The organism is Kribbella sp. NBC_00382 (assembly GCF_036067295.1).
Lineage (GTDB): Bacteria > Actinomycetota > Actinomycetes > Propionibacteriales > Kribbellaceae > Kribbella.
Window position 1 is genome coordinate 7,073,675 of sequence record NZ_CP107954.1, and the last position, 20,890, is coordinate 7,094,564.

19 protein-coding genes are annotated in these 20,890 nt (G+C 68.6%); 13 read left to right on the forward strand and 6 right to left on the reverse strand.

Going from position 1 to position 20,890, the window contains the following annotated elements; all coding sequences use genetic code 11:
* Positions 1–161: 161 nt before the first annotated feature.
* Positions 162–1,916: a GAF domain-containing sensor histidine kinase gene (locus OHA70_RS33460; protein WP_328324513.1), complete on the forward strand. Its 1,755-nt coding sequence runs from the start codon at positions 162–164 to the stop codon at positions 1,914–1,916.
* Here OHA70_RS33460 and OHA70_RS33465 read toward each other — a convergent pair whose 3' ends face one another.
* Together OHA70_RS33465 and OHA70_RS33470 are read right to left on the reverse strand one after the other, a co-directional pair.
* Positions 1,917–2,795 carry a universal stress protein gene (locus OHA70_RS33465; RefSeq protein ID WP_328324515.1) on the reverse strand — a complete coding sequence of 293 codons (879 nt, stop codon included), beginning with the start codon at positions 2,793–2,795 and terminating at the stop codon, positions 1,917–1,919.
* Positions 2,796–2,800: 5 nt separating this feature from the next.
* The gene (locus tag OHA70_RS33470; protein WP_328324519.1) at positions 2,801–3,352 is read right to left on the reverse strand and encodes a hypothetical protein; all 552 of its coding nucleotides are present in this window, start codon (positions 3,350–3,352) and stop codon (positions 2,801–2,803) included.
* Positions 3,353–3,465: 113 nt separating this feature from the next.
* Here OHA70_RS33470 and OHA70_RS33475 point away from each other — a divergent pair, with 113 nt between their 5' ends.
* Together OHA70_RS33475 and OHA70_RS33480 are read left to right on the forward strand one after the other, a co-directional pair.
* The gene (locus OHA70_RS33475) at positions 3,466–4,530 is read left to right on the forward strand and encodes an Acg family FMN-binding oxidoreductase (protein WP_328324521.1); all 1,065 of its coding nucleotides are present in this window, start codon (positions 3,466–3,468) and stop codon (positions 4,528–4,530) included.
* The gene (locus OHA70_RS33480) at positions 4,530–4,961 is read left to right on the forward strand and encodes a hypothetical protein (RefSeq protein ID WP_328324523.1); all 432 of its coding nucleotides are present in this window, start codon (positions 4,530–4,532) and stop codon (positions 4,959–4,961) included. Before OHA70_RS33475 ends, OHA70_RS33480 begins: the two co-directional genes overlap by 1 nt.
* Positions 4,962–4,974: 13 nt before the next feature.
* Here OHA70_RS33480 and OHA70_RS33485 read toward each other — a convergent pair whose 3' ends face one another.
* Positions 4,975–5,586, reverse strand: a complete 612-nt coding sequence (locus tag OHA70_RS33485; protein ID WP_328324525.1) for an Rv1733c family protein — start codon at positions 5,584–5,586, stop codon at positions 4,975–4,977.
* A 330-nt stretch (positions 5,587–5,916) separates the two neighbouring features.
* Between OHA70_RS33485 and OHA70_RS33490 the strand changes: the two genes are divergently transcribed.
* Both OHA70_RS33490 and OHA70_RS33495 read left to right on the forward strand, forming a co-directional pair.
* Positions 5,917–6,792, forward strand: coding sequence for a universal stress protein (locus tag OHA70_RS33490; RefSeq protein WP_328324527.1), 876 nt, complete (start codon positions 5,917–5,919; stop codon positions 6,790–6,792).
* 24 nt (positions 6,793–6,816) lie between these two features.
* Complete coding sequence (locus OHA70_RS33495) at positions 6,817–7,296, forward strand: GyrI-like domain-containing protein (RefSeq protein WP_328324529.1); 480 nt, start codon at positions 6,817–6,819, stop codon at positions 7,294–7,296.
* Here OHA70_RS33495 and OHA70_RS33500 read toward each other — a convergent pair.
* Together OHA70_RS33500 and OHA70_RS33505 are read right to left on the reverse strand one after the other, a co-directional pair.
* On the reverse strand, positions 7,293–8,255 hold the full coding sequence (locus OHA70_RS33500; RefSeq protein WP_328324531.1) for an Acg family FMN-binding oxidoreductase: 963 nt from the start codon (positions 8,253–8,255) through the stop codon (positions 7,293–7,295). The genes OHA70_RS33495 and OHA70_RS33500 overlap by 4 nt on opposite strands.
* A gap of 4 nt (positions 8,256–8,259) precedes the next feature.
* Complete coding sequence (locus OHA70_RS33505; RefSeq protein WP_328324533.1) at positions 8,260–9,321, reverse strand: zinc-dependent alcohol dehydrogenase family protein; 1,062 nt, start codon at positions 9,319–9,321, stop codon at positions 8,260–8,262.
* 195 nt (positions 9,322–9,516) lie between these two features.
* Between OHA70_RS33505 and OHA70_RS33510 the strand changes: the two genes are divergently transcribed.
* The 7 genes from OHA70_RS33510 (at position 9,517) to ppk2 (ending at position 19,620) form a co-directional block, all read left to right on the forward strand.
* On the forward strand, positions 9,517–10,425 hold the full coding sequence (locus OHA70_RS33510) for a universal stress protein (RefSeq protein ID WP_328324535.1): 909 nt from the start codon (positions 9,517–9,519) through the stop codon (positions 10,423–10,425).
* A gap of 79 nt (positions 10,426–10,504) precedes the next feature.
* Entirely contained in the window at positions 10,505–11,896 is a 1,392-nt protein-coding gene (locus tag OHA70_RS33515; protein ID WP_328324537.1) for a cytochrome ubiquinol oxidase subunit I, read from the forward strand.
* Between the two features lie 11 nt (positions 11,897–11,907).
* On the forward strand, positions 11,908–12,924 hold the full coding sequence (gene cydB / locus OHA70_RS33520) for a cytochrome d ubiquinol oxidase subunit II (protein WP_328324539.1): 1,017 nt from the start codon (positions 11,908–11,910) through the stop codon (positions 12,922–12,924).
* Positions 12,924–14,549 carry a thiol reductant ABC exporter subunit CydD gene (gene cydD / locus OHA70_RS33525; RefSeq protein ID WP_328324541.1) on the forward strand — a complete coding sequence of 542 codons (1,626 nt, stop codon included), beginning with the start codon at positions 12,924–12,926 and terminating at the stop codon, positions 14,547–14,549. Before cydB ends, cydD begins: the two co-directional genes overlap by 1 nt.
* A complete protein-coding gene (cydC, locus tag OHA70_RS33530) occupies positions 14,546–16,231 on the forward strand; it encodes a thiol reductant ABC exporter subunit CydC (protein WP_328324544.1) in 1,686 nt (561 codons plus the stop codon). Before cydD ends, cydC begins: the two co-directional genes overlap by 4 nt.
* Before the next feature lie 129 nt (positions 16,232–16,360).
* Positions 16,361–18,769, forward strand: a complete 2,409-nt coding sequence (locus tag OHA70_RS33535) for a phosphoketolase family protein (RefSeq protein WP_328324546.1) — start codon at positions 16,361–16,363, stop codon at positions 18,767–18,769.
* Positions 18,770–18,798: 29 nt separating this feature from the next.
* Complete coding sequence (gene ppk2 / locus OHA70_RS33540) at positions 18,799–19,620, forward strand: polyphosphate kinase 2 (protein WP_328324548.1); 822 nt, start codon at positions 18,799–18,801, stop codon at positions 19,618–19,620.
* 7 nt (positions 19,621–19,627) lie between these two features.
* Here ppk2 and OHA70_RS33545 read toward each other — a convergent pair whose 3' ends face one another.
* Entirely contained in the window at positions 19,628–20,149 is a 522-nt protein-coding gene (locus OHA70_RS33545) for a PEP/pyruvate-binding domain-containing protein (RefSeq protein ID WP_328324550.1), read from the reverse strand.
* Positions 20,150–20,346: 197 nt separating this feature from the next.
* On the opposite strand from OHA70_RS33545, the gene OHA70_RS33550 reads away from it, so the two are divergent.
* A complete protein-coding gene (locus OHA70_RS33550; RefSeq protein WP_328324552.1) occupies positions 20,347–20,874 on the forward strand; it encodes a flavodoxin domain-containing protein in 528 nt (175 codons plus the stop codon).
* The last annotated feature ends 16 nt before the right edge of the window (positions 20,875–20,890 follow it).

The following is a 20,890-nucleotide window of genomic DNA, read 5'->3' on the forward strand; positions in this document are numbered from 1 at the left end:
TCGCTCGCGACGGCCTCCGATGCAGTGCCGCCGGGCACCGATCGACGGGACCCAAGGCGGCTCTTCGGGGGACCTTCGACCTGCCCACCCGAGTGATCCCTGGTTACGGCCCGTGGTCGGGCCTGTTCCCTATCCGGCAAGGGTTCCGTACGGTGGGCCGCATGGGTGGGAACGAACGCGAACCTCGAAGTGCCTGGGACGAGGGCACGCTCGAGTTCTCCAGCCTGTCCCGCGTCCGGCTCGATGCGCTGCTGCAGGAGTTGCTGGGCCGCGTGGACGAGATCATGGACTCCCAGGAGCGCCTTCGAGCCCTCCTCGACGCGGTCGTCGGCATCGGCGCGGATCTCGACCTCGACAGCACCCTGGACCGGATCGTCACGGCCGCCTGTGAACTGGCCGGCGCCCGGTACGGCGCCCTGGGCGTCGTCGGGCCCGACGGCAAGCGGCTGATCCGCTTCATCACCCGCGGCGTCACCGCCGAAGAGATCGCCGCGATCGGCCCGTACCCCGAGGGCCACGGCATCCTGGGCCTGCTGATCGACCATCCCACCCCGATCCGGCTCACCGATCTGGCCGAGCACCCGCGCTCGTTCGGGTTTCCGGCCAACCATCCCCCGATGAGCAGCTTCCTCGGGGTGCCGATCCGGACCCGCGAGCACGCGTTCGGCAACCTGTACCTGACCGAGAAGGCGGACAACGCCGACTTCACCGAGGACGACGAGCGCGCCGTGACCGCACTGGCCGCCGCGGCCGGCGTGGTGATCGACAACGCCCGCCTGTACGCCGACACCGAGCGCCGCCGTCGCTGGCACGAGGTCACCGCCGAGATCACCCAGCTGATGCTCGGCGACTTCGACCCCCAGCAAGCCCTCCAACTGATCGCCTCCCGGGCTCGCGAGGTGTCTGAGTCGGTGTTCGGAGCGGTGTTCCTGCACGACGACGGCGACCTCGTGGTCCAGGCCGTAGACGGGCCGCCGGCGTTCGCGAAGTACGTCGGCCGGCGGTTGGCCGCCGACCGGCCGATCCTGCGCGACGTACTCGGCAGCGACGAGCAGGTCGTGGTCGAAGACCTCGCCACCCTCGCCAAGGAGACCGGGCAGCTCGCGGACTTCCCTGAGCTGGGCGACCTCGGCCGGACCATCTTCGCGCCGCTGCCGGCCGGCACCGGGACCTCCGGCGGGATCCTGATGGTCGCCGCCGAGCACGGCGCGGTCCTCGGCGTGACCGTCGGCACCGACCTGGTCCGGATGTTCGCCAACCAGGCCACGCTGGCGCTCGACCGCGCTCAGGCTCAGCAGAACCGATCGATCCTCGCCGTCCTGGAGGACCGCGACCGGATCGCCAAGGACCTGCACGATCTGGTCATCCAGCGACTGTTCGCTACCGGGCTGCAGCTACAGGGCATGCACCGGATGGTGCGGCCCGAGGTCCAGGAGCGGATCACCCGGGCGGTCGAGGATATCGATGCCACCATCCGCGACCTGCGCGGCGCGATCTTCGAGCTGCAGAGCCAGCCGGGGAGACCGTCGCTGCGCTCCGACCTCCAGGCTCTGGTCGCCGAGTACGCCGAGCCGCTGGGGTTCCGCCCCGAGTTGATCATCACCGGACCGCTCGATACCGCCGTACCGGCGTCCGTGCGGCCGCAGATCATCGCCGCGGTCCGGGAGTCGCTGTCGAACGTGGTCCGGCATGCTCAGGCCAGTGCCGTTCAGGTGGAGATCACGGTGACCGGTGTGGACGTCACGGCCCGGATCTCCGACGACGGTGTCGGCATCAGCCCCTCCGATCGGCGCAGCGGTCTGCGCAACCTGGAAGAAAGGGCCGCCGCATTGGGTGGTGCCGTACGGCTGCAGTCCAATCAGCCGCACGGCACCGTGCTGGAGTTGCGCGCGCCCCTCAACGCCCACCCCAGCTGATCAGGCATCGTCCTTGGTGAGACGGATGACGGCGACCGGGCAGGTCGCGTGCTGCAGGACGCCTCTGGCGACGGATCCGAGCAGGACCGAGATCACCTTGCTGTGGTGGCGTCCGCCGATGACGAGCAACTGCGCGTCGCCGGCTTCGGCTGCCGCGATCAGGCCGTCGACGGCGTGCCCGCGACGGACGTCGACCTCGATGGCAAGGTCCGGGTACTTCTGCCGCCACTGCCGGGCAACGGCCTCGAAGTGCAGCTCGGCCGTTCGCGACCATGAGTCGAGGGCACCTTCGACCTCCATCGACTCCCAGCTGTAGATGGGCGGCAGATCCCATACATGCACCATCCGCAGGGCAATTCCTCGTTCGATCGCAGCCTCGGCCGCGAATTCGACCGCGGCCTCGGATTCACCCGAGTCGTCCAGCCCGACCACGACCGGGCCGGCGTGACCGGATGGCGTCCAGCCGTCCGGTACGACGATCACCGGGACGGTGGCCAGGTTCGCCACGGCCTCGGAGGTCGATCCGACCAGCAGGCGCTTGACCGTACTCATCCCCCGGCGTCCGACCACCAGCATCACGCTGCCGGCGGCCAGCTCGGCCAGCGTTGTCGCCGGCGGACCCAGCACGACCTCGGTGGAGTGATCCACGGCCGGGTCCCGTTCTTTCATCTTCTGCTGGACCTCTTCGACCAGGTCGATGGCCGCGTCGTCGACCACTTTCGGTTCCCAGTACGGCGCGTACCGCAGCTTCTCGTCGATGACGTGGATCGCCCGGAGCGGGGCCTTGCGGATGAGAGATTCCTGCAAGGCCCACTCCAGTGCACCCGTGTCTCGCCAGGAGCCGTCGACGCCCACGTGGATCACAGGTTGCTTGGTCATGGTGCTCACCGCAGCCAGGGGTAGTGCTTGACGATCGACATGCTGGACCACATCTTGCCGAGACCCCACACGTTGCCAGCAGCAACCAGTGCAAGCGCGATCAGGGTGATGGCGCCGATGATGTGGTCGTCGATCACGGGGTTCGTCTCGAGCGGCAGGCTCGCGCTCCACATCAGCACATAGAGCAGCGTGCCGGCCACCGCGGCGATCCGCATCCCGATCCCGAACGTCAGCGCGAGACCGATGCCGAGCAGGCCGATCATGAACAGCGGAGTGACCCAGAAGTCACCGACCAGCGAGTGGTAGAAGCTCGCGAACGGACCGGTCGCGCCCTTGCCGAGGAACCCGGCCGTCGGGTCGCCACCATCGATCCAGCCCTTGCCCGACTTGGTGGCAAAGCCAAGACCGAACACCTTGTCGACGAACGCCCACAAGAAGGTGAAGCCGTAGGCGATCCGCAAGACGGCGAGTGCTCGCCCAGCCGCCACCCGGGTGGTGCTTGCCGGTACATCCTCGGTAACTGCCGGGATGTGCTGCCGGTGCGATGTGGTGCTCATGGTGTTTCCTTCCGATTCGTAGGGACACCCTGATCGTCGCGGCCAAGACGGCGGTCCTGGCAGAGCACGTAGTCATGGACGTTGGTGCCGAAGGGCCCGACCAGTAGGGACCCATGCCTGCTGCGCGCCCGCGTACTACGGGCCGAGGCTGGGAAGGCGGCAGGAGTTGCCGCGCGAGCAGGTCGAGGAGGCCCCTCATGTCCGAACAGCAACTGTCCATGGAACAGATCGACGTACTGCTCAGCGCCGCCGTCGCAGCACCCAGCATGCACAACACCCAACCCTGGCGCTTCGAAGTCAACGGCCCCGCCATCGACATCTACCTGGACGGCTCCCGGGCACTGCCCGCCGAAGACCCCACCGGCCGGGCCATGCGAATCGCCGCCGGCGCCGCGACCTTCAACCTGCGCTGCGCCGCCGCCTCACTCGGCTACAACAGCTGGTTCGGACTCGTACCCGACCCGGCGGAACCTGAGCTGGTCGCCCGGATCGTCCTCGAACCCACCGGCACACCCGACCACCAACTCACCGAACTCTTCCACGAGATCCCCCGCCGCCACACCAGCCGCGAACCCGTCCGGCCCGTCAAAATACCCACCGACGCACTCATCGCCCTGACCCAAGCCGCCAGGACCGAAAACGCCGACCTCACCTGGCTCCCCGCAGACGAGGTCCACGAAGTACTCCGGCTGCTCATCGACACCGACCTCCGCGAGATCGGCGACTGGCACCGCCGCGCCGAACGCGCCCACTGGGTCGGCGGCATCCGCGCCACCGACGGCGTCCCCAGCACCGTCCTCGGTCCGCAGTCGGCCGCCTATCCGGCACCGGTCCGCGACCTCGGCACCCGCCCGACCGACCAAACCAGGGCACGTGCGACCTTCGAGGCCGAACCCGCACTAGCTGTTCTGTTCACCACCGGCGATTCCAAGACCGACCAGCTCGCTGCCGGCCTCGCCCTCCAACGCACCCTGTTGGTCGCCACCCGTGAAGGCTTGAAAGCGGCGTTCCTCAACCAGCCACTGGAGTTCGACGACCTGCGCCGCAAGGTTCAGCGCATCACCGGCAAGCCCGGCTTCGCGCACATGGTCATCCGGTTCGGCCACAGCACCGTCCAAGACACCACCCCACGCCGCCCCGTCTCCGCCTTCGTCCACACCGGCGCCGAGGAGTCCTGATGACCAACCTGACCGCCCTGCGCGCCGAGATCAGCCGTTGGGAGCACGACCTGGCCGAGCTCGAAGCCGAATGCACGGCCGAGGGCTGGACCGAGCCGGAGAAGCTGATGATGATCCTGCAGCGGACGTCCGGTACGTACCGGCACAAGGTTCTGGCGCGGCTTGAGGACGACGAACTTCCGCTCCTTCCGGCCACCCCGGACAGTGAGGCACCGCACGCGCTGGCGGTGTTGAACCTGATCATCGTCGACGAACTCAGGGATTTGGTCAGCCAGCTGGACGACCTGCGGCTCGAGCTCATCCGGTTCGGTCAGACCGCCCAGCTCCGGCTGCGGGCCACCGAGATCCTGGCCGGCCTGCGTGCCCTGGGCCGGCTCCTTCTGCGCTTCAGCCAGGAGGTCGACAATCCGGACCTCGACCACTGGACGTAGGAGCCAAGGGGTCTCAGGTGTCGCGGCGGGTCCAGCGGGGAGCCACCTGTTGCCATTCGGTCGCCCAGGCCGACGCGCGTCGCCGGTTCAGCGGCCGGCGGGCCGCGAGGAGCAGGATCCAAAGGACCAGCCATGCGCCCGCGATCGAGCCCATGCCGACCGCGAAACCGAGCGCTTCACTGTCACCGCTGGGTCGTGGGGCTTCGGCCAGAGCGCCGTCCCGGTCGATCCACACGGACAGCTCGGTACCGGCCTTGGTGCCCAGCACGGACTCGGCGGTGCCTCGATGGTCGAAACCGTACTCGTCCTGCCAGACAACAACGACCGGCCAGGTGATCCGCCCGATCTCCTGGCCGGTCAGAGCGGGGGCGTCCGCGGTGGTCCGGGCCTGTACCTGACGCAGGAGCACGCGCTGCGCGGCCGCCCGCGATTCGCTCGCGTCGCGTACCGAAGTACCGGCGGCAGCGCCGGCCGGCACCATCAACAGCGCGGTCAGCAGCACCAGTAGCGTGAGGCCGGCCTCGAATCGATCGGACGGGCGGCGCATCGGGTTCCGGCCGAAGCCCAGCCGGCGGGCCTGCATCGCGACCCACAACTCACCTCGTCGCGGATTACCGGTGCTCATCGATACCCCCTCGGCTCGTGGACGCAAGGGGAACCGCCGACCCACCGGACCGGCGACCGTCCTGATGACGGCGGATCTCGTGGCGCTTCGGCCACCTCCGTGGTGTGCCGGATCCGGCGGGTCGACTGCCTCCCCTGAGTCTTCAGAATCGGCGATCCGGGCCAGCCACGGCAGGGTCCAAGGTCCCTAGCTGTTGGGCCGGTCGACCGAGATTCGCCGGCCCGAGTGGCGGAGGCCCGAGGACTCCCCATGACAGGACCAACAGCCCTGCCCGGACGGCAGGCAGACGACGAGAGTCGAAGCAGAGAGATCCAGCTTCGAGGAGGAACCATGTCGTCACAGACCGCCCCGATCGTCGTCGGCTACGACGGCTCACCAGCCGGCACCGCGGCACTCGACTGGGCTACGGCCGAAGCAGTGCGGGAGAACGCGCCGCTACGGATCGCCGAAGTCTTCGAGATCGTCGTCATCGACCGCCCGTCACCCGGCAAGGTGGTGCCGCTGGCAGCGCTTCGGACCGTGCGCGAGCGCGGCCTCGAGGCCCTCGCGGCCGCCCTGCAGCTCAAGTATCCCGGGCTCCACGTGGACACCGTGCTCCTCGAGGGAGCTGCCGCCTCGAGCCTCATCGACGAGAGCGCCAACGCCCGGATGCTGGTGCTCGGCACCCGCGGAATGGGCGGCTTCACCGGCATGATCGTCGGCTCGGTCGCCGTCCAGGCCGGCGCCCACGCCCACTGCCCGGTCGTCGTCGTACCACCGGACACGATCCGGAGCCTGCACCAGCCACGTCGCGTCGTCGTCGGAGTCGACGGATCGAAACTGTCCGCGAAGGCGATCGACTTCGCGTTCGGACAGGCCGAGACGATCGGTGCTCGCGTCGTCGCGGTCCACGCGTGGAACAGCCCGTTCTCGACGTACCAGGGCACCGCCGGCGATGTGCTGTTCAACTACGCCCAGCTCGAGAAGGTCGCAGAAGTCCTCGTGGCCGAATCCCTCGCCGGACCACGCCAGGACCACCCGGACACCGAGGTCGACGTCGAACTCGTGCTCGGCCAGCCCGCCCGTGTACTTCTGCACGCAGCCGAAGCTGCCGACCTCCTCGTTGTCGGATCACGCGGCCACGGCGGCTTCACCGGCCTGCTGCTCGGTTCAACCAGCCAGCAGGTCCTGCACCACGCGCACTGCCCGGTCGCGATCGTCCGCTGAGCGTTCGAGCGAGGAGGAAAGAGCATGCGTACCGCAGTAGTGGAGGCACGAACGTTCGCGGCGCAGTCCACGGTTGTCCGGCGGACTGTGCTGCAGCCTGCGCAGGTGCACAGATGGGTGTCGGCCACCCTCGGCGAACTCGCCGAGTTGCTGCGCCGGCGCCGGGTCGTGCCGAGCGGTTTCCCGTTCAGCCGCCAGTACCCGATGCCCAGTGGACAGGTGATCGTCGAGGCGGGTTTCCCGCTGGCCATACCGGTGATGAGGAACAGTACGAGCCAGCCGTCGCTGTTGCCTGCCGGGCCGGTCGCGGTCACGGCCTACGACGGACCGTACGACGAGATCGGCACGGCGTACGACCTGGTCGACGACTGGCTGCGCCGGCACGACGCCAAGGCGGCCGGCGCAGCGTGGGAGGTCTACCACTCACCGCCGCTCGGGAGTCCCGACGGCTGGCACCCCGAGATCGTCCAGCCCTATGCGGATGCCTGCGATTCAGGTGCCTAAGGCAACACAACGTCGTCGATCGACCGCCGCGGGGTGGCCGGTACGGTGGGGCCGTACCCGAACCTGATCACCGCCTGCGGCCTGGACCACGCGCCCAACGGGTCGTGCAGCAGCCACCGCAGCCGGTCGTGTTCGATCGCCTGGTTGAGCAACGAGGTGGACACCCCGGAAGCCGTTGCCTCTAGCAACACTCGTTCCATCGCCTGGCCGGCCCGCAGCCACTCGGCCGGGCCGTCCCGCCGGGTGGCCAGGATCGCCAGCTGCGGATGGCGCTCGAAGACCGCCATCGGCCGGCTCGCCTCGACGGGCGTGGCAGCCATGTCCCGCACCGATGCGTCCAGCCGGGTCGGGCGCGGGCCGAGCGCACTCGTGGGGACTCCGTCGACCTTCCGTTCACCGCCGACCCAGAGCCGGCGTTCGGTCGTACGGGCCAGACTCCGGTCGTCTTCCATGCCGGCGTCGGCGGTTGCCAGGTGGAGCCAGTTGCGCCGCGCGTCCTCGTCCAGCCATTGCAGCTCGGCGCCTTCCAATCGGGCCGACATGTCCAGCAGCCGCCGGACGTCGGCCGGCAAGCGCTGTTCGGAGTACGGCTGACGGTTCGTCCGCCTGCCCCAGATCGCCGGCGCCAGCAGGTGCAGTTGTTCTGCCTCCACGCCACCGGCCGTGAGCTCGACCTCGGCGACCAGGTCAGGCCGGCCGCGGTCGAGCACAGTGCGCACGACGGCGCCGTACGCCAGGCGGGCCGCCTCGACCCTGAGGTTGAAGACGGCCGCGCCGAGCGACAGGTGGAGCATCCGGCGGTCCGGGTCCTCGGCCGGAAGCTCCCGGGACCGGTCGCGATACACCTCGATCACCGCGCCGTCGACGCGGAACCGCCACGGCTGCGTGTTGTGCATCGAGGGTGCCGCGACGGCTGCCCGGAGCAGCTCGTCGCGATCGCGATCGGTCGGCTCGAGCATCAGTTCAGCCCTCGAGTTCCTTGGACTCGTCGCTGAACAGCGCCACCTTCAGCGCGCCGGTCTCGCCGGCCCGGGAGAAGATGTCGTACGCGTCCTGCATCTCGTCGAGGCCGAAGCGGTGCGTGATCAGGCCCGGCATCGACAGCCGGCCGGCAGCCACCATCGAGAGCAGCCGGGGCGTGGTCCAGGTGTCGACCAGACCGGTGGTGATCGTCACGTCCTTGATCCACAGCTCTTCCAGATGCAGCGTCACCGGAGCACCGTGGACACCGACGTTGGCCACCCGGCCACCCGGCCGGATCACCTTGGTGCACAACTCGAACGTCTCCGGTACGCCGACCGCCTCGATCGCCACATCGGCGCCCATCCCACCGGTCAGCTCCTTGATCGTCTCGACCAAGTCGTCGGCAGGTCCGAACGCCATATCGGCTCCGTGGTCCAGGGCCGCCTTCTGCCGGGCCACCGCGGAGTCGACGACGATCACGCTCGACGGACTGTAGAGCTTGCTGGTCGTGACGGCCGCCAGGCCGATCGGGCCGGCCCCGACGATGACGACGGTGTCGCCCGGCGTGACCTGTCCGGCCAGCGTGCCGACCTCGTACGAGGTGGGGAGGATGTCGGCCAGCAGCAGGGCCGTCTCGTTGCTGACGTTGGCGGGCAGCTTGTAGACCGACCGGTCCGCGAACGGCACCCGGACCAGCTCAGCCTGCGTGCCATCGATCAGGTGGCCGAGGATCCAGCCACCACCGCCGAGGCACTGACCGTACCGGCCCTTGCGGCAGTATTCGCACCGGCCGCAGGAGCTGATGCACGAGATCAGCACCCGGTCACCGGCCTGAACGCCACGAACCCCGTCGCCGACACTGAGGATCGTCCCGACCGCCTCGTGGCCGAGGATCCGGCCGGGCGTGACGGTGGGGACGTCGCCCTTGAGGATGTGCAGGTCCGTGCCACAGATCGTGACTGCGTCCACCCGCACGATCGCGTCTTCAGGATCCTGGAGCACCGGGTCCGGCACCTCGTGCCAGCTCCGTTGGCCAGGTCCGTTGTAAACAAGCGCTTTCATGGTCGGTCGACCTCCAGGTCTCGGGATGTTCTCCTCACCTCGACCCTCCCGCGCGCGCGGATGCCCAGGCAGAGCAAAAACACACCAATAAGACGGGACCTAAGTCGTCCCCGGTCAGGCCATTGCTCCCTGTACGGAGCGCCGGCCGGCGGGTGGACTGGGACTGGAGTACTGCCCGAGCGAGAGGTGCCTCTGATGTCCGCGAACGCACACCAGCCGTCTGCCACCGGAGCGCACGGCACCGGCCGGCCATCCGTCGTCGTCGGTCTCGACGGCTCAGCGGACGGACTACTCGCCCTCGACTGGGCCGCCGACCTGGCCGCCCAGCGGGGCTGGATCGTGCGCGCTCTGCATATCGTGGACGACGAGCGGACGGCTCAACCGCCGACCACCTCCCCCGGACGCGATGACGGAAGCGAGGTCCTCGACGACGCTGCCGACGAACTCACCCGCCTCGGCTCCGACGACGCCGTCTTCGAGATCGGCTACGGAAACCCGGCCCAGGAGCTGCTCAAGGCTTCCCGCGACGCCGCGGCACTGGTCATCGGCCGCCGTGGCGCGGGGGGATTCGCCGAGCTCATGATGGGCTCCACGTCCCAGGTCTGCGCGGCACTGGCCCGCACGACCCTGATCGTCATACCGGACACCTGGCGCCCCACAGAGCCCACCCAGCATCAGATCGTCGTCGGCGTCGACGGCTCACAAGCAGGTCAGGCTGCGCTCGGATTCGCCTTCGAACTCGCTGACGAGCGCCGCGCCGAACTGACGCTCGTGCACGTACCGGACGTGCCCGAGTCCTTCCCACGACCCGACCTCTGGCTCGACCCTGATCACGCTCCCTGGCACCACACCGCCGAGGCCCTCGTGGCCGGAGCAGTGTCCGGCTGGCCCGACAAGTACCCGGACGTCGTCTTCCATCTCCACTACGAACCGGGTCACCCCGTTCAGGTGCTCGCCAAGGAGTCGCAGCACGCGGACCTGATCGTCGTCGGCGGCCTCGGCCGCACCGAATTCACCGAGCTCCGCCTCGGCTCGGTCTCCCGCGGCCTCCTCCACCACGCGCGCTGCCCAGTGGCGATCGTGCACAACGGCGGACGGACCTGACGGCAGGGTCGGAGGGACCGGGCCATCCGGGACCTTCGGCTCTGGGCACGGGTACCTGCTGGTTGGGACTGTCACAACCATGGATGCCATAGACCTTGCCCGCTGGCAGTTCGGGATCATCACCGTCTACCACTTCCTGTTCGTGCCGATCACGATCGGGCTGTCCGCGCTGGTCGCCGGGCTGCACACCGCGTGGTACCGGACCGGGCAGCAGAAGTACCGGCGGATGACGCAGTACTGGGGAAAGCTGTTCCTGATCAACTTCGCCATCGGCGTGGTGACCGGGATCGTGCAGGAGTTCCAGTTCGGGATGAACTGGAGCGCCTACTCCAAGTTCGTCGGTGACATCTTCGGGGCGCCGCTGGCGATCGAGGGGCTGCTCGCGTTCTTCCTCGAGTCGACCTTCCTCGGCCTGTGGATCTTCGGCTGGGACCGGTTGCCGAAGAAGGTGCATCTGGCCTCGATCTGGCTGGTGGCCATCGGCACCCAGTTGTCGGCGTACTTCATCCTGGCCGCCAACTCGTGGATGCAGTGGCCGCGTGGTTACACCTACAACGCCGCCTCCGGCCGGGCCGAGCTGCACGACTTCGGGGCCGTACTGACCAACAAGGTCGCCCTGGCCACCTTCCCGCACACCATCGCCGCGAGCTTCCTCACCGCCGGGGCCTTCATGCTGGGCATCGCGTTGTGGCACCTGCTCCGCCGGCCCGGTCAGCACGGCAGCATCTTCCGGCCGGCCGTCAAACTGGGCGCGATCACGACCCTGCTCGCGGCCGTCGCGCTGATCGTCACCGGCGACATCCAGGCCAAGATCATGACCGACACCCAGCCGATGAAGATGGCCGCCGCCGAGGCGCTCTACGACACCTCGTCGCCCGCGCCCTTCTCGATCCTGACGATCGGTTCGCTCGACGGCAGCAAAGAGGTCTGGTCGCTCAAGGTCCCGCACGGTCTGTCGTTCCTGGCGACCAGCACCTGGAGCGGCAAGGTCGAGGGGATCAACGACCTGCAGAAGGCGTACGAGCAGCGCTTCGGCCCGGGAACGTACAAGCCGAACGTCCCGCTGACCTACTGGACCTTCCGCTTCATGATCCTGTCCGGGGTGCTGGCCGCGGCCATCGCGCTGCTTGCCCTGTGGCTGCTGCGGCGGCAGCGGATGACGCCGTCCAAGTGGCTCATCCGCGCGGCGCTGGCCGTGCCGCTCCTGCCGCTGCTCGGCAACAGTCTCGGCTGGATCTTCACCGAGATGGGCCGCCAGCCCTGGATCGTGTTCGGCCTGATGAAGACGAGTGACGGCGTCTCCCCCAGCGTCGGCGCCGGCAGCGTCCTGACCTCCCTGATCGTCCTCACCCTGCTGTACGGCGTACTGGCGGTGGTCGAGGTGTTCCTCCTGCTCCGCTTCGCCCGTGAGGTGCCCGCGGAGACCACGCCGTCCGACCCGGAGGCCGCTGAGCCGGCCTTCCTGTACTGAGGAGCACTCCGGTGGCACTCACTGATATCTGGTTCCTGCTGATCGCCGTCCTGTGGACCGGCTACCTCGTGCTCGAGGGATTCGACTTCGGCGTCGGCATGCTGCTCCCGGTCGTCAGCCGGGACGCGATCGATCGCAAGGTCACCCTGCGGACCATCGGCCCGGTCTGGGACGGCAACGAGGTCTGGCTGCTCGTGGCAGGCGGCGCAACCTTCGCCGCCTTCCCGTCCTGGTACGCGACCTTGTTCTCCGGCTTCTACCTCGCGCTGTTGATCATCCTGGTCGCACTCATCCTGCGCGGCATCGCACTCGAGTACCGCGGCAAGATCGATGACCCGACCTGGCACCGGCGCTGGGACATCGTCATCGTGGGCGCCAGCGCAGTACCGGCTCTGTTGTGGGGCGTTGCGCTCGCCAACATCGTGCGCGGGGTGCCGATGGGCGCCGACCACGAGTACGCCGGAACGTTCTTCACCCTGCTCAACCCGTACGCATTGCTCGGTGGAGTCACCACTCTGCTGCTGTTCGCCCTGCACGGAGCGATCTTCCTCGCACTCAAGACCCACGGCGAGGTCCACGACCGGGCCCTCAAGGTGGTACCGCCGATCGGCATCGCCACCGTGGTCGCGGCCGCCGGCTTCCTCGGCTGGACGCAGGCCTTCGACGGATCATGGATCACCTGGACGCTCGCACTGGCCGCAGCGCTCTGCCTGGTCGGCGGACTCGCCGCATCCTGGCTCGGTCGCGAAGGCTGGGCGTTCCTCGGTACCGCGGCCACCATCGCGCTGGCCACCGCCACGCTGTTCACCACGCTCTACCCGAACGTGTTGCCCTCGACAACGGACGCCGCCTTCAGCCTGACGACGATCAACGCGGCCTCGACCCCGTACACGCTGAAGATCATGACGTGGGTCGCGGTCATCTTCACTCCCGTGGTGCTGCTCTACCAGGGCTACACGTACTGGGTCTTCCGCAAGCGACTCGGGCGCTCCGACATCCCCGCGCCGGTGCAGAAGGCAACGGTCTGATGCCAGCCATCGATCCCCGTCTGCTGCGCTATGCGAAGACGACCCGGATCTTCCTCACCCTGTCGGTACTGATCGGCGTCGGCCAGGCTGCGGTGATCCTCGCCCAGGCCTGGTTGCTGGCGTCGATCATCACCGATGCCTTCCTCCACGGTGCCGGGCTGAACGACCTCGACAGCCGGCTGATCCTGCTCGCCGCCACGTTGCTCGGGCGAGCAGGTCTGGCGTGGGTCGCCGAGGTGGCGGCCCACCACTCGTCCGCTGCGGTGAAATCCGAGTTGCGGATGCGGCTGCTGCACCAGGTCGTGCGGTTGGGGCCACGCTGGTTGACCGGCGAACGCAGTAGCGAGCTGACCACCCTGGCGACCCGCGGGATCGATGCCCTCGACGACTACTTCTCCCGGTATCTCCCCCAGCTGGTGCTGGTGTGCTTCGTCCCGCTGGTGGTGGCCGGCCGGATGTTCGCGGCCGACTGGCTCAGCGCCACGATCGTCGTCGTCACGCTGCCGCTGATCCCGATCTTCATGATCCTGGTCGGGCTGACCACCAAGCAGCTGATGAGCAGGCAGTGGGCGTCACTCCAACTCCTCGCCCACCACTTCCTCGACGTACTGGCGGGGCTCGGCACCTTGAAGGCGTTCGGTCGCTCCCGGGCGCAGGTGGCGACGATCGAGAAGCTCGCCGACAAGCAGCGCAAGGCGACGCTGGCCTCCTTGCGGATCGCCTTCCTGTCCTCGCTGGTGCTCGAGCTCCTCGCGACGCTGTCTGTTGCTCTGGTCGCCGTCTCCGTGGGGTTGCGCCTCGTGGACGGCCGGCTCGACCTACAGACCGCGCTGCTCGTACTGATCCTGGCTCCGGAGGCCTACCTGCCGCTGCGACTGCTCGGCGCGCACTATCACGCCAGCGCCGAGGGCCTCAGTGCTGCCGAGCAGGTCTTCACGGTGCTCGATCATGAGGTCCCCGAGGTCGGCCACGTCTCTGCCGATGCCGGCCAGACCATCGAGATCGAGGAGCTCGTGGTCGCTGCCGCTGATCGCGATGGTCCCTCGATCGACGGACTTTCGCTGACGATTCCGGCCGGGCAGGTCACCGGGATCGTCGGGCCCAGCGGCTGTGGCAAGTCCACGCTGCTCGCCGCACTGCTGGGTTTCGCCGAACTCGAGTCCGGCCGGATCGTTGCTGGCGGCATCGACCTTGCGACGGCCGACCCTGATCAGTGGCGGTCCCAGGTCGCCTGGCTCAGCCAGGATCCGGTGCTGTTCGCCGGGACGGTCTTCGAGAACATCCGCCTCGGGCGTCCGTACGCCGACGACCACACCGTCCGGCTCGCTGCCCACTCGGCGCGGGTCGACGTACCGCTGGAGCAGGTGGTCGGTGAACGAGGCAACGGTCTGTCGGCCGGACAGCGGCGCCGGATCGCGCTGGCCAGGGCGCTGTTGCTCGACGCTCCCCTGCTGTTGCTCGACGAGCCCACCGAAGGCGTCGACCCCGACACCGAGCACGACCTGCTCAGTACTCTTCCGGCTGCCTTCGCCGGGCGCACCGTCGTACTGGTGACACATCGCACCGCGCTCCTGAGCCTCTGCGACACCGTGATCGACCTGAACCCCGCGGAGGTACTGGCATGAACTCGCTGCGCTGGCTACTCCGGATCGCACGTCCCGAAGCTTGGCGACTCGTCGCGGCCGCACTGCTGGGCTCGCTCGCCCTCGGCTGCTCCATCGGCCTGATGGCGACCTCCGGCTGGCTGATCTCGCGCGCGGCCCAGCAACCGCCAGTGCTCTATCTCAGCGTCGCGATCGTCGCTGTCCGCGCCTTCGGCATCGGCCGCGGCGCCCTCCGGTACGCCGAACGCCTGGTCGGCCACGACGCCGCCTTCCGTGTCCTCGCCCGGACCCGCCTGCAGACCTGGCTCGATCTCGACAAGGCAGCACCGGCCGGACTCGGCAAACTCCGTTCGGGTGACCTCCTGGCCCGCGTGGTCGGCGACGTCGAAGCAGTCCAGGACCTCCTGGTCCGCGCGCTCCTGCCGATCGCCGTCGCCCTGATCACCGGTACTGCGACAGTGGTCCTGCTCGGCGTCCTGCTTCCGGCCGCCGGCCTCGTACTCCTCTTCGGCCTGCTGCTCGCCGGTGTCGCCGCACCAGCCATCACGCTGTCGGTGGCTGGACTGGCCGAACGTCGACTGGCACCGGCCAGGGCGGCATTGGCCGAGCCGGTCCACGATCTGTTGGCCGGCGCTGCCGAGTTGATCGCCTACGGTGCGGCCGGGCCGGCTCTCGAGCGGATCAAGGTGCACGATCGGAGGCTGACGTCATTGGCCCGCCGGTCCGCTGCGGGTGCGGGCATCGGGGCCTCGGTCGGGGCTGTTGCGTTGGCGCTGACGGTGGTCGGTGAGCTGTTGGTCGGGATCCAGGCAGTTCGTGAGGGGCGGCTGCCCGGAGTACAGCTGGCTGTTCTTGCGCTGACTCCGCTGGCTGCCTTCGAATTGACCAACTCGCTACCGGCCGCTGCCAAGCATCTCGTCCGCGGACTCCGCGCCGTCGACCGGTTGCGCGCTCTCGAAGAGCTGCCGCACCCGTCCGTTGCCTGGGGCAACAAGGACGTCATCGGCCACACTCTCGCGATCTCGCGCGCCGAGGCCCGCTGGCCCGGCGCCGACCAGCCGACCCTGCAAGACATCAGCCTGAGCCTGACCCCGGGCCGCCGGATCGCCGTCATCGGTGAGAGCGGCGCCGGCAAGTCCACCCTGATCGCCGCCCTGGCAGGCTTCCTGATCACGGACCGAGGCGGCGTCACGTACGGCGGCATCCCGCTGACCGACCTCGACGAGAACGCCTTCCGCCGCCACGTCGTCGTCTGCGCCCAGGACGACCACCTCTTCGACACCACCATCCGCAACAACCTGCTCGTCGCCAAACCCGGCGCCACCGACGCCCAACTGATGAAGGCCCTTCGCCAGGCTCGCCTCTCCACCTGGGTCAACCGCCAACCGCACGGTCTCGACACCACCGTCGGCGACCGGGCCGATCAACTCTCCGGCGGCGAACGCCAACGCCTAGCCCTGGCCCGAGCCCTCCTCGCCGACCCAGCGGTCCTCCTCCTGGACGAACCCACCGCCCACCTGGACGACCCCACCGCCGCCGACCTCACTCGAGACATCCTCACCGCCACCCGCGGCCGCGCCACCCTGCTGGTCACCCACCGCCTCGAAGGCCTGGCCGCCCTCGACGAGGTCATCGTCCTCAGCCACGGAAAGGTCGTCCGCCGCGGCCGCCCGGCCGACGTACTGGGCCCGATCCCCGCCTGAAGAAGCCAAATCTGCCGGCACAGGGGGTTCCGCTGACTTGCGGCCCCCGCCGAATGGACCTTCGGCCCTGCCCGCGGCACACCCCGGCCGACCAGGCTTAAAACATCCGACACAGCTGGGAGACACAAGATGGAACAGGTCGCGGACAAGCCGCTGACATCCGACGAGGCCGCCGCGCTGGACGCCTACTGGCGGGCAGCGAACTACCTGTCCGTCGGGCAGATCTATCTGCTGGACAACGCGTTGCTGACCAGGCCGCTCAAGGCCGAGAACGTCAAGCCGCGGCTGCTCGGGCACTGGGGAACCACGCCTGGCCTGAACATGATCTACGTCCACCTGAACCGCCTGATCAGGCTGCGCGACCTGAACATGATGTACATCATCGGCCCCGGCCACGGCGGGCCCGCGATCGCGGCGAACACCTGGCTCGAAGGCAGCTACAGCGAGACCTATCCCGACGTATCGCGCGACGAGCACGGGATGAACCACCTGTTCCGTCAGTTCTCCTTCCCCGGTGGGATCCCGAGCCATGTGGCTCCCGAGCTCCCCGGCTCGATCCACGAGGGCGGTGAGCTCGGCTACTCGCTCAGCCACGCGTACGGCGCCGTACTGGACAACCCGGAGCTGATCGTCGCCTGTGTCATCGGTGATGGCGAGGCGGAGACCGGTCCACTGGCCGCGTCGTGGCACTCCAACAAGTTCATCGACCCGCGTACCGACGGCGCGGTCCTGCCGATCCTGCACCTCAACGGCTACAAGATCGCCAACCCGGCCGTCCTCGCCCGCATCGGCGACGACGAGCTCACCAGCCTGCTCACCGGCTACGGCCATCGGCCCTATCTGGTGTCCGGCGACAACCCCGAACTCGTGCACCAGCAGCTCGCCGCCACCCTCGACCGGGCGCTCGACGAGATCGCGGACATTCAGCGCGAGGCCAAGGCCGATCCCGACGCGCCGCGCCGGAGCTGGCCGATGATCGTGCTCCGGACGCCGAAGGGCTGGACCGGACCGCATGAGGTCGACGGAGTCCTGGTCGAGGGCACGTGGCGGGCTCACCAGGTCCCGCTGTCCGGCGTACGGACGTCGCCGGAACACCTTGCCATCCTGGAGACCTGGATGCGCAGCTACCGGCCCGAGGAGCTGTTCGACGAGGAAGGCCGGCTGGTACCGCAGCTGCTGGACCTGATTCCCGAGGGCGACCGGCGGATGGGTTCGAACCCGCACGCCAACGGTGGACTGCTGACACGCGATCTGGAGCTTCCTGACCTGGCGGCGTACGCCGTCGACGTCCCGCACCCCGGCAGTGGGCCGCACGAGCCGACCCGGATGCTCGGCCGCTACCTGCGTGACGTGATGCGGGCCAACGAGTCCGAACGCAACTTCCGCGTCGTCGGGCCGGACGAGACCGCCTCCAACCGCCTCGATGCCCTGTACGAGGTCACCGGCAAGGCGTGGAACGCCGAGGTACTGCCGACCGACGAGCACCTCGCGGTCGATGGCCGGGTGATGGAGATCCTCAGCGAGCACACCTGTCAGGGCTGGCTCGAGGGCTATCTGCTCACTGGCCGGCACGGCTGGTTCTCTTGCTACGAAGCCTTTGTGCACATCGTCGACTCGATGGTCAACCAGCACGCCAAGTGGCTCAAGGTCACCAGCAAGCTGCGCTGGCGCCGGCCGATCCCATCGCTCAACTACCTGCTGACCTCACACGTCTGGCGGCAGGACCACAACGGCTTCTCCCACCAGGACCCCGGGTTCATCGATCACGTGGTCAACAAGAAGGCCGAAGTGGTCCGCGTGTACCTGCCGCCGGACACCAACACCCTGCTCTCGACGGCCAAGCACTGCCTGGCCAGCCGCGACCACATCAACGTGATCGTGGCCGGGAAGAGCCCGCAGGAGGACTGGCTGGACCTGGACGCGGCCGAGCTGCACTGCGCTCGCGGGCTGGGCGTGTGGAACTGGGCGAGCAACGACGACGGCGATCCCGATGTGGTGATGGCCTGCGCCGGCGACGTACCGACGCTGGAGACGCTCGCGGCGGTCAGCCTGCTGCGTGAACACTTGCCTGAGCTGCGGATCAGGGTCGTCAACATCGTCGACCTGATGCGCCTGCAGCCGGCCGGCGAGCACCCACACGGGCTGCCCGACCCGGAGTACGACGCGCTCTTCACCACCGACAAGCCGGTCATCTTCGCCTACCACGGCTATCCCTGGCTGATCCACCGCCTGACCTACCGGCGGACCGGGCACGACAACCTGCACGTCCGTGGGTACAAGGAAGAAGGGACGACCACCACCCCGTTCGACATGGTGGTCCGCAACGACCTCGACCGCTTCCACCTCGCGATGGACGTGATCGACCGGGTCCCCGGACTCGCACAGCGCGCCGTCGGATTCCGGCAGTGGCTGATCGACCAGCGGACCCGGCACCACGCCTTCATCCTCGAGCACGGCGACGACCTGCCCGAGATCCGCGACTGGCACTGGCCCATCCAGGAAGGAGACCTGACCCCAAGCCCGTACGGTGGGCTGTGACAGCGATCCTCGGGGCAGGAGGCCGGCAGATGGCTCATGGCAAGCGCGACAAGGCTCAGCGGATGCCGAAGAAGGTCTACGAGCGGGAGTTGCTGCGGTTGCAGGCCGAGCTGGTCAAGTTGCAGGAGTGGGTCCGGGTCGAGGGCGCGCGGGTGGTGGTGATCTTCGAGGGGCGCGACGCGGCCGGCAAGGGCAGCACGATCAAGCGCGTCTCGGAGTACCTGAACCCCCGCGTCGCGCGGATCGCCGCCCTGCCGGCGCCGACCGAGCGGGAGCGCACGGAGTGGTACTTCCAGCGCTACATCGAGCATCTGCCCGCCGCCGGGGAGCTCGTCCTGTTCGACCGCAGCTGGTACAACCGGGCCGGCGTCGAGCGCGTGATGGGTTTCTGCACGAGCCGCGAATACACCCGCTTCCTGCACCAGACCCCGATCTTCGAGCGGCTCCTGGTCGAGGACGGCATCCTGCTGCGCAAGTACTGGTTCTCGGTCAGCGACAACGAGCAGGAGAACCGCTTCCGCAGCCGCCTCGAGGATCCGATGCGGCGCTGGAAGCTGTCCCCGATGGACCTGGAGTCGATCTCCCGCTGGGAGGACTACTCCCGCGCCAAGGACGAGATGTTCGTCCACACCGACGTACCGGAGGCGCCGTGGTACGTCGTCGAGAGCGAGGACAAGCGGTCCGCGCGGATCAACATGATCGCGCACCTGCTCTCGACCATCCCGTACTACGAAGTGCAACGCCCCCCACTGGAGCTGCCACCACGGCCGCCCTCCAAGGGATACGAACGGACCCCGCGGGAGATGCAGACCCACGTCCCGGACCACGCCTCGACGGTGGCCGGGCACTGAGCGTCGGTCAGCTCGCGGACGCGTCGGCGAGGACCGGCCGGGTCGCCGACCAAGCCGTCATCGGCTCGACCTGGACCGCGATATCGGCGGTCAGGTGGTCGATGTCGCGAACCTCGCGATAGACGATCGCCCGATCGGTGAACAGTGAGCCCCAGCAGCGCTTGACCGCCGCCAGCAGGGCCTGCTCCCCCGTCACGCCGACGAAGATCTCGTGCGGTCCGGTCAGGAACTCGTCGAGCTGGTCGTCCGTGGTCACCGCTCCCACCACCAGTTCGGCGCCGGCTCGGCCGAGCTGCCGGTAGGCGCCCAGGAGCGACTCGGTCAGCTCGGGCGGCAGTTCGGCGTCGAAGTACGCGGTACGGATGAAGGCGCCCACGGCAACCAGATCCGCACCTTCGCGGAGCCGCCGGAGCTGGGTCGCGATGAGCGGCCGGAGCCGGGCCGCCTGGAGGAACTCCCGGTAGGCGGCGGGCGTGGTCACGAATCCCGGGTGGCCGGCGCAACTGACGACGTACAGGTTCTCGGTCATGATGCGTTCTCCTCTGGATCTGATAGTTCCATTCCAGAACAGCCCGCGACTGCTGATCAGGGCCGAAGGTCCTCGTTTGCCCGGGAACCTCCTGGGACCGATCGATCGGCCCACCGCCCTCAGGACCTTCGGCCCTGCTGACATCGCCCTGACCAGCGTTTGCTGGAGCTATCACCAGGTGGCGAAGGAGGTTTCGGATGTCCAGCAAGGTTCTGGTGACGTATGCCAGCAAGATGGGGGCGACCGCCGGGATCGCCGAGGCGATCGGCACCGTACTGCGCGAACGCGGGCACCTTGCCGACGTCCGCGACGTGACCGGGGTCGACTCCATCACGGAGTACGACGCCGTCGTCCTCGGCAGCGCGATCTACATCCGGCGGTGGCGGCCGGACGCCGTGCACTTCCTCCGCCGGTACGCCGATGAGCTCGGCGACCGGCATGTCTGGCTGTTCCACAGCGGCCCGGTCGGCCCTGACCGCGAGCAGGCCCAGGAGATGCCGGCCAACATCCACCGCCTCGCCCGCAGAATCGGCGCGGCCCCCGCCACCACCTTCTCGGGCGCCATCCTGCCCGCCACGGCCAAAGGCTTCCTCGCCCGCCGCCTCGCCGGCAGCAGCCTGGCAGGCGACTCCCGGGACTGGCCGCGGATCACCGCCTGGGCCGAAACCATCGCCGCTTCCCTCACCGCCACCGAAGACCCCACGCGGTCTCACCCCCGCGGCTGACCAGATCGGAGAATCA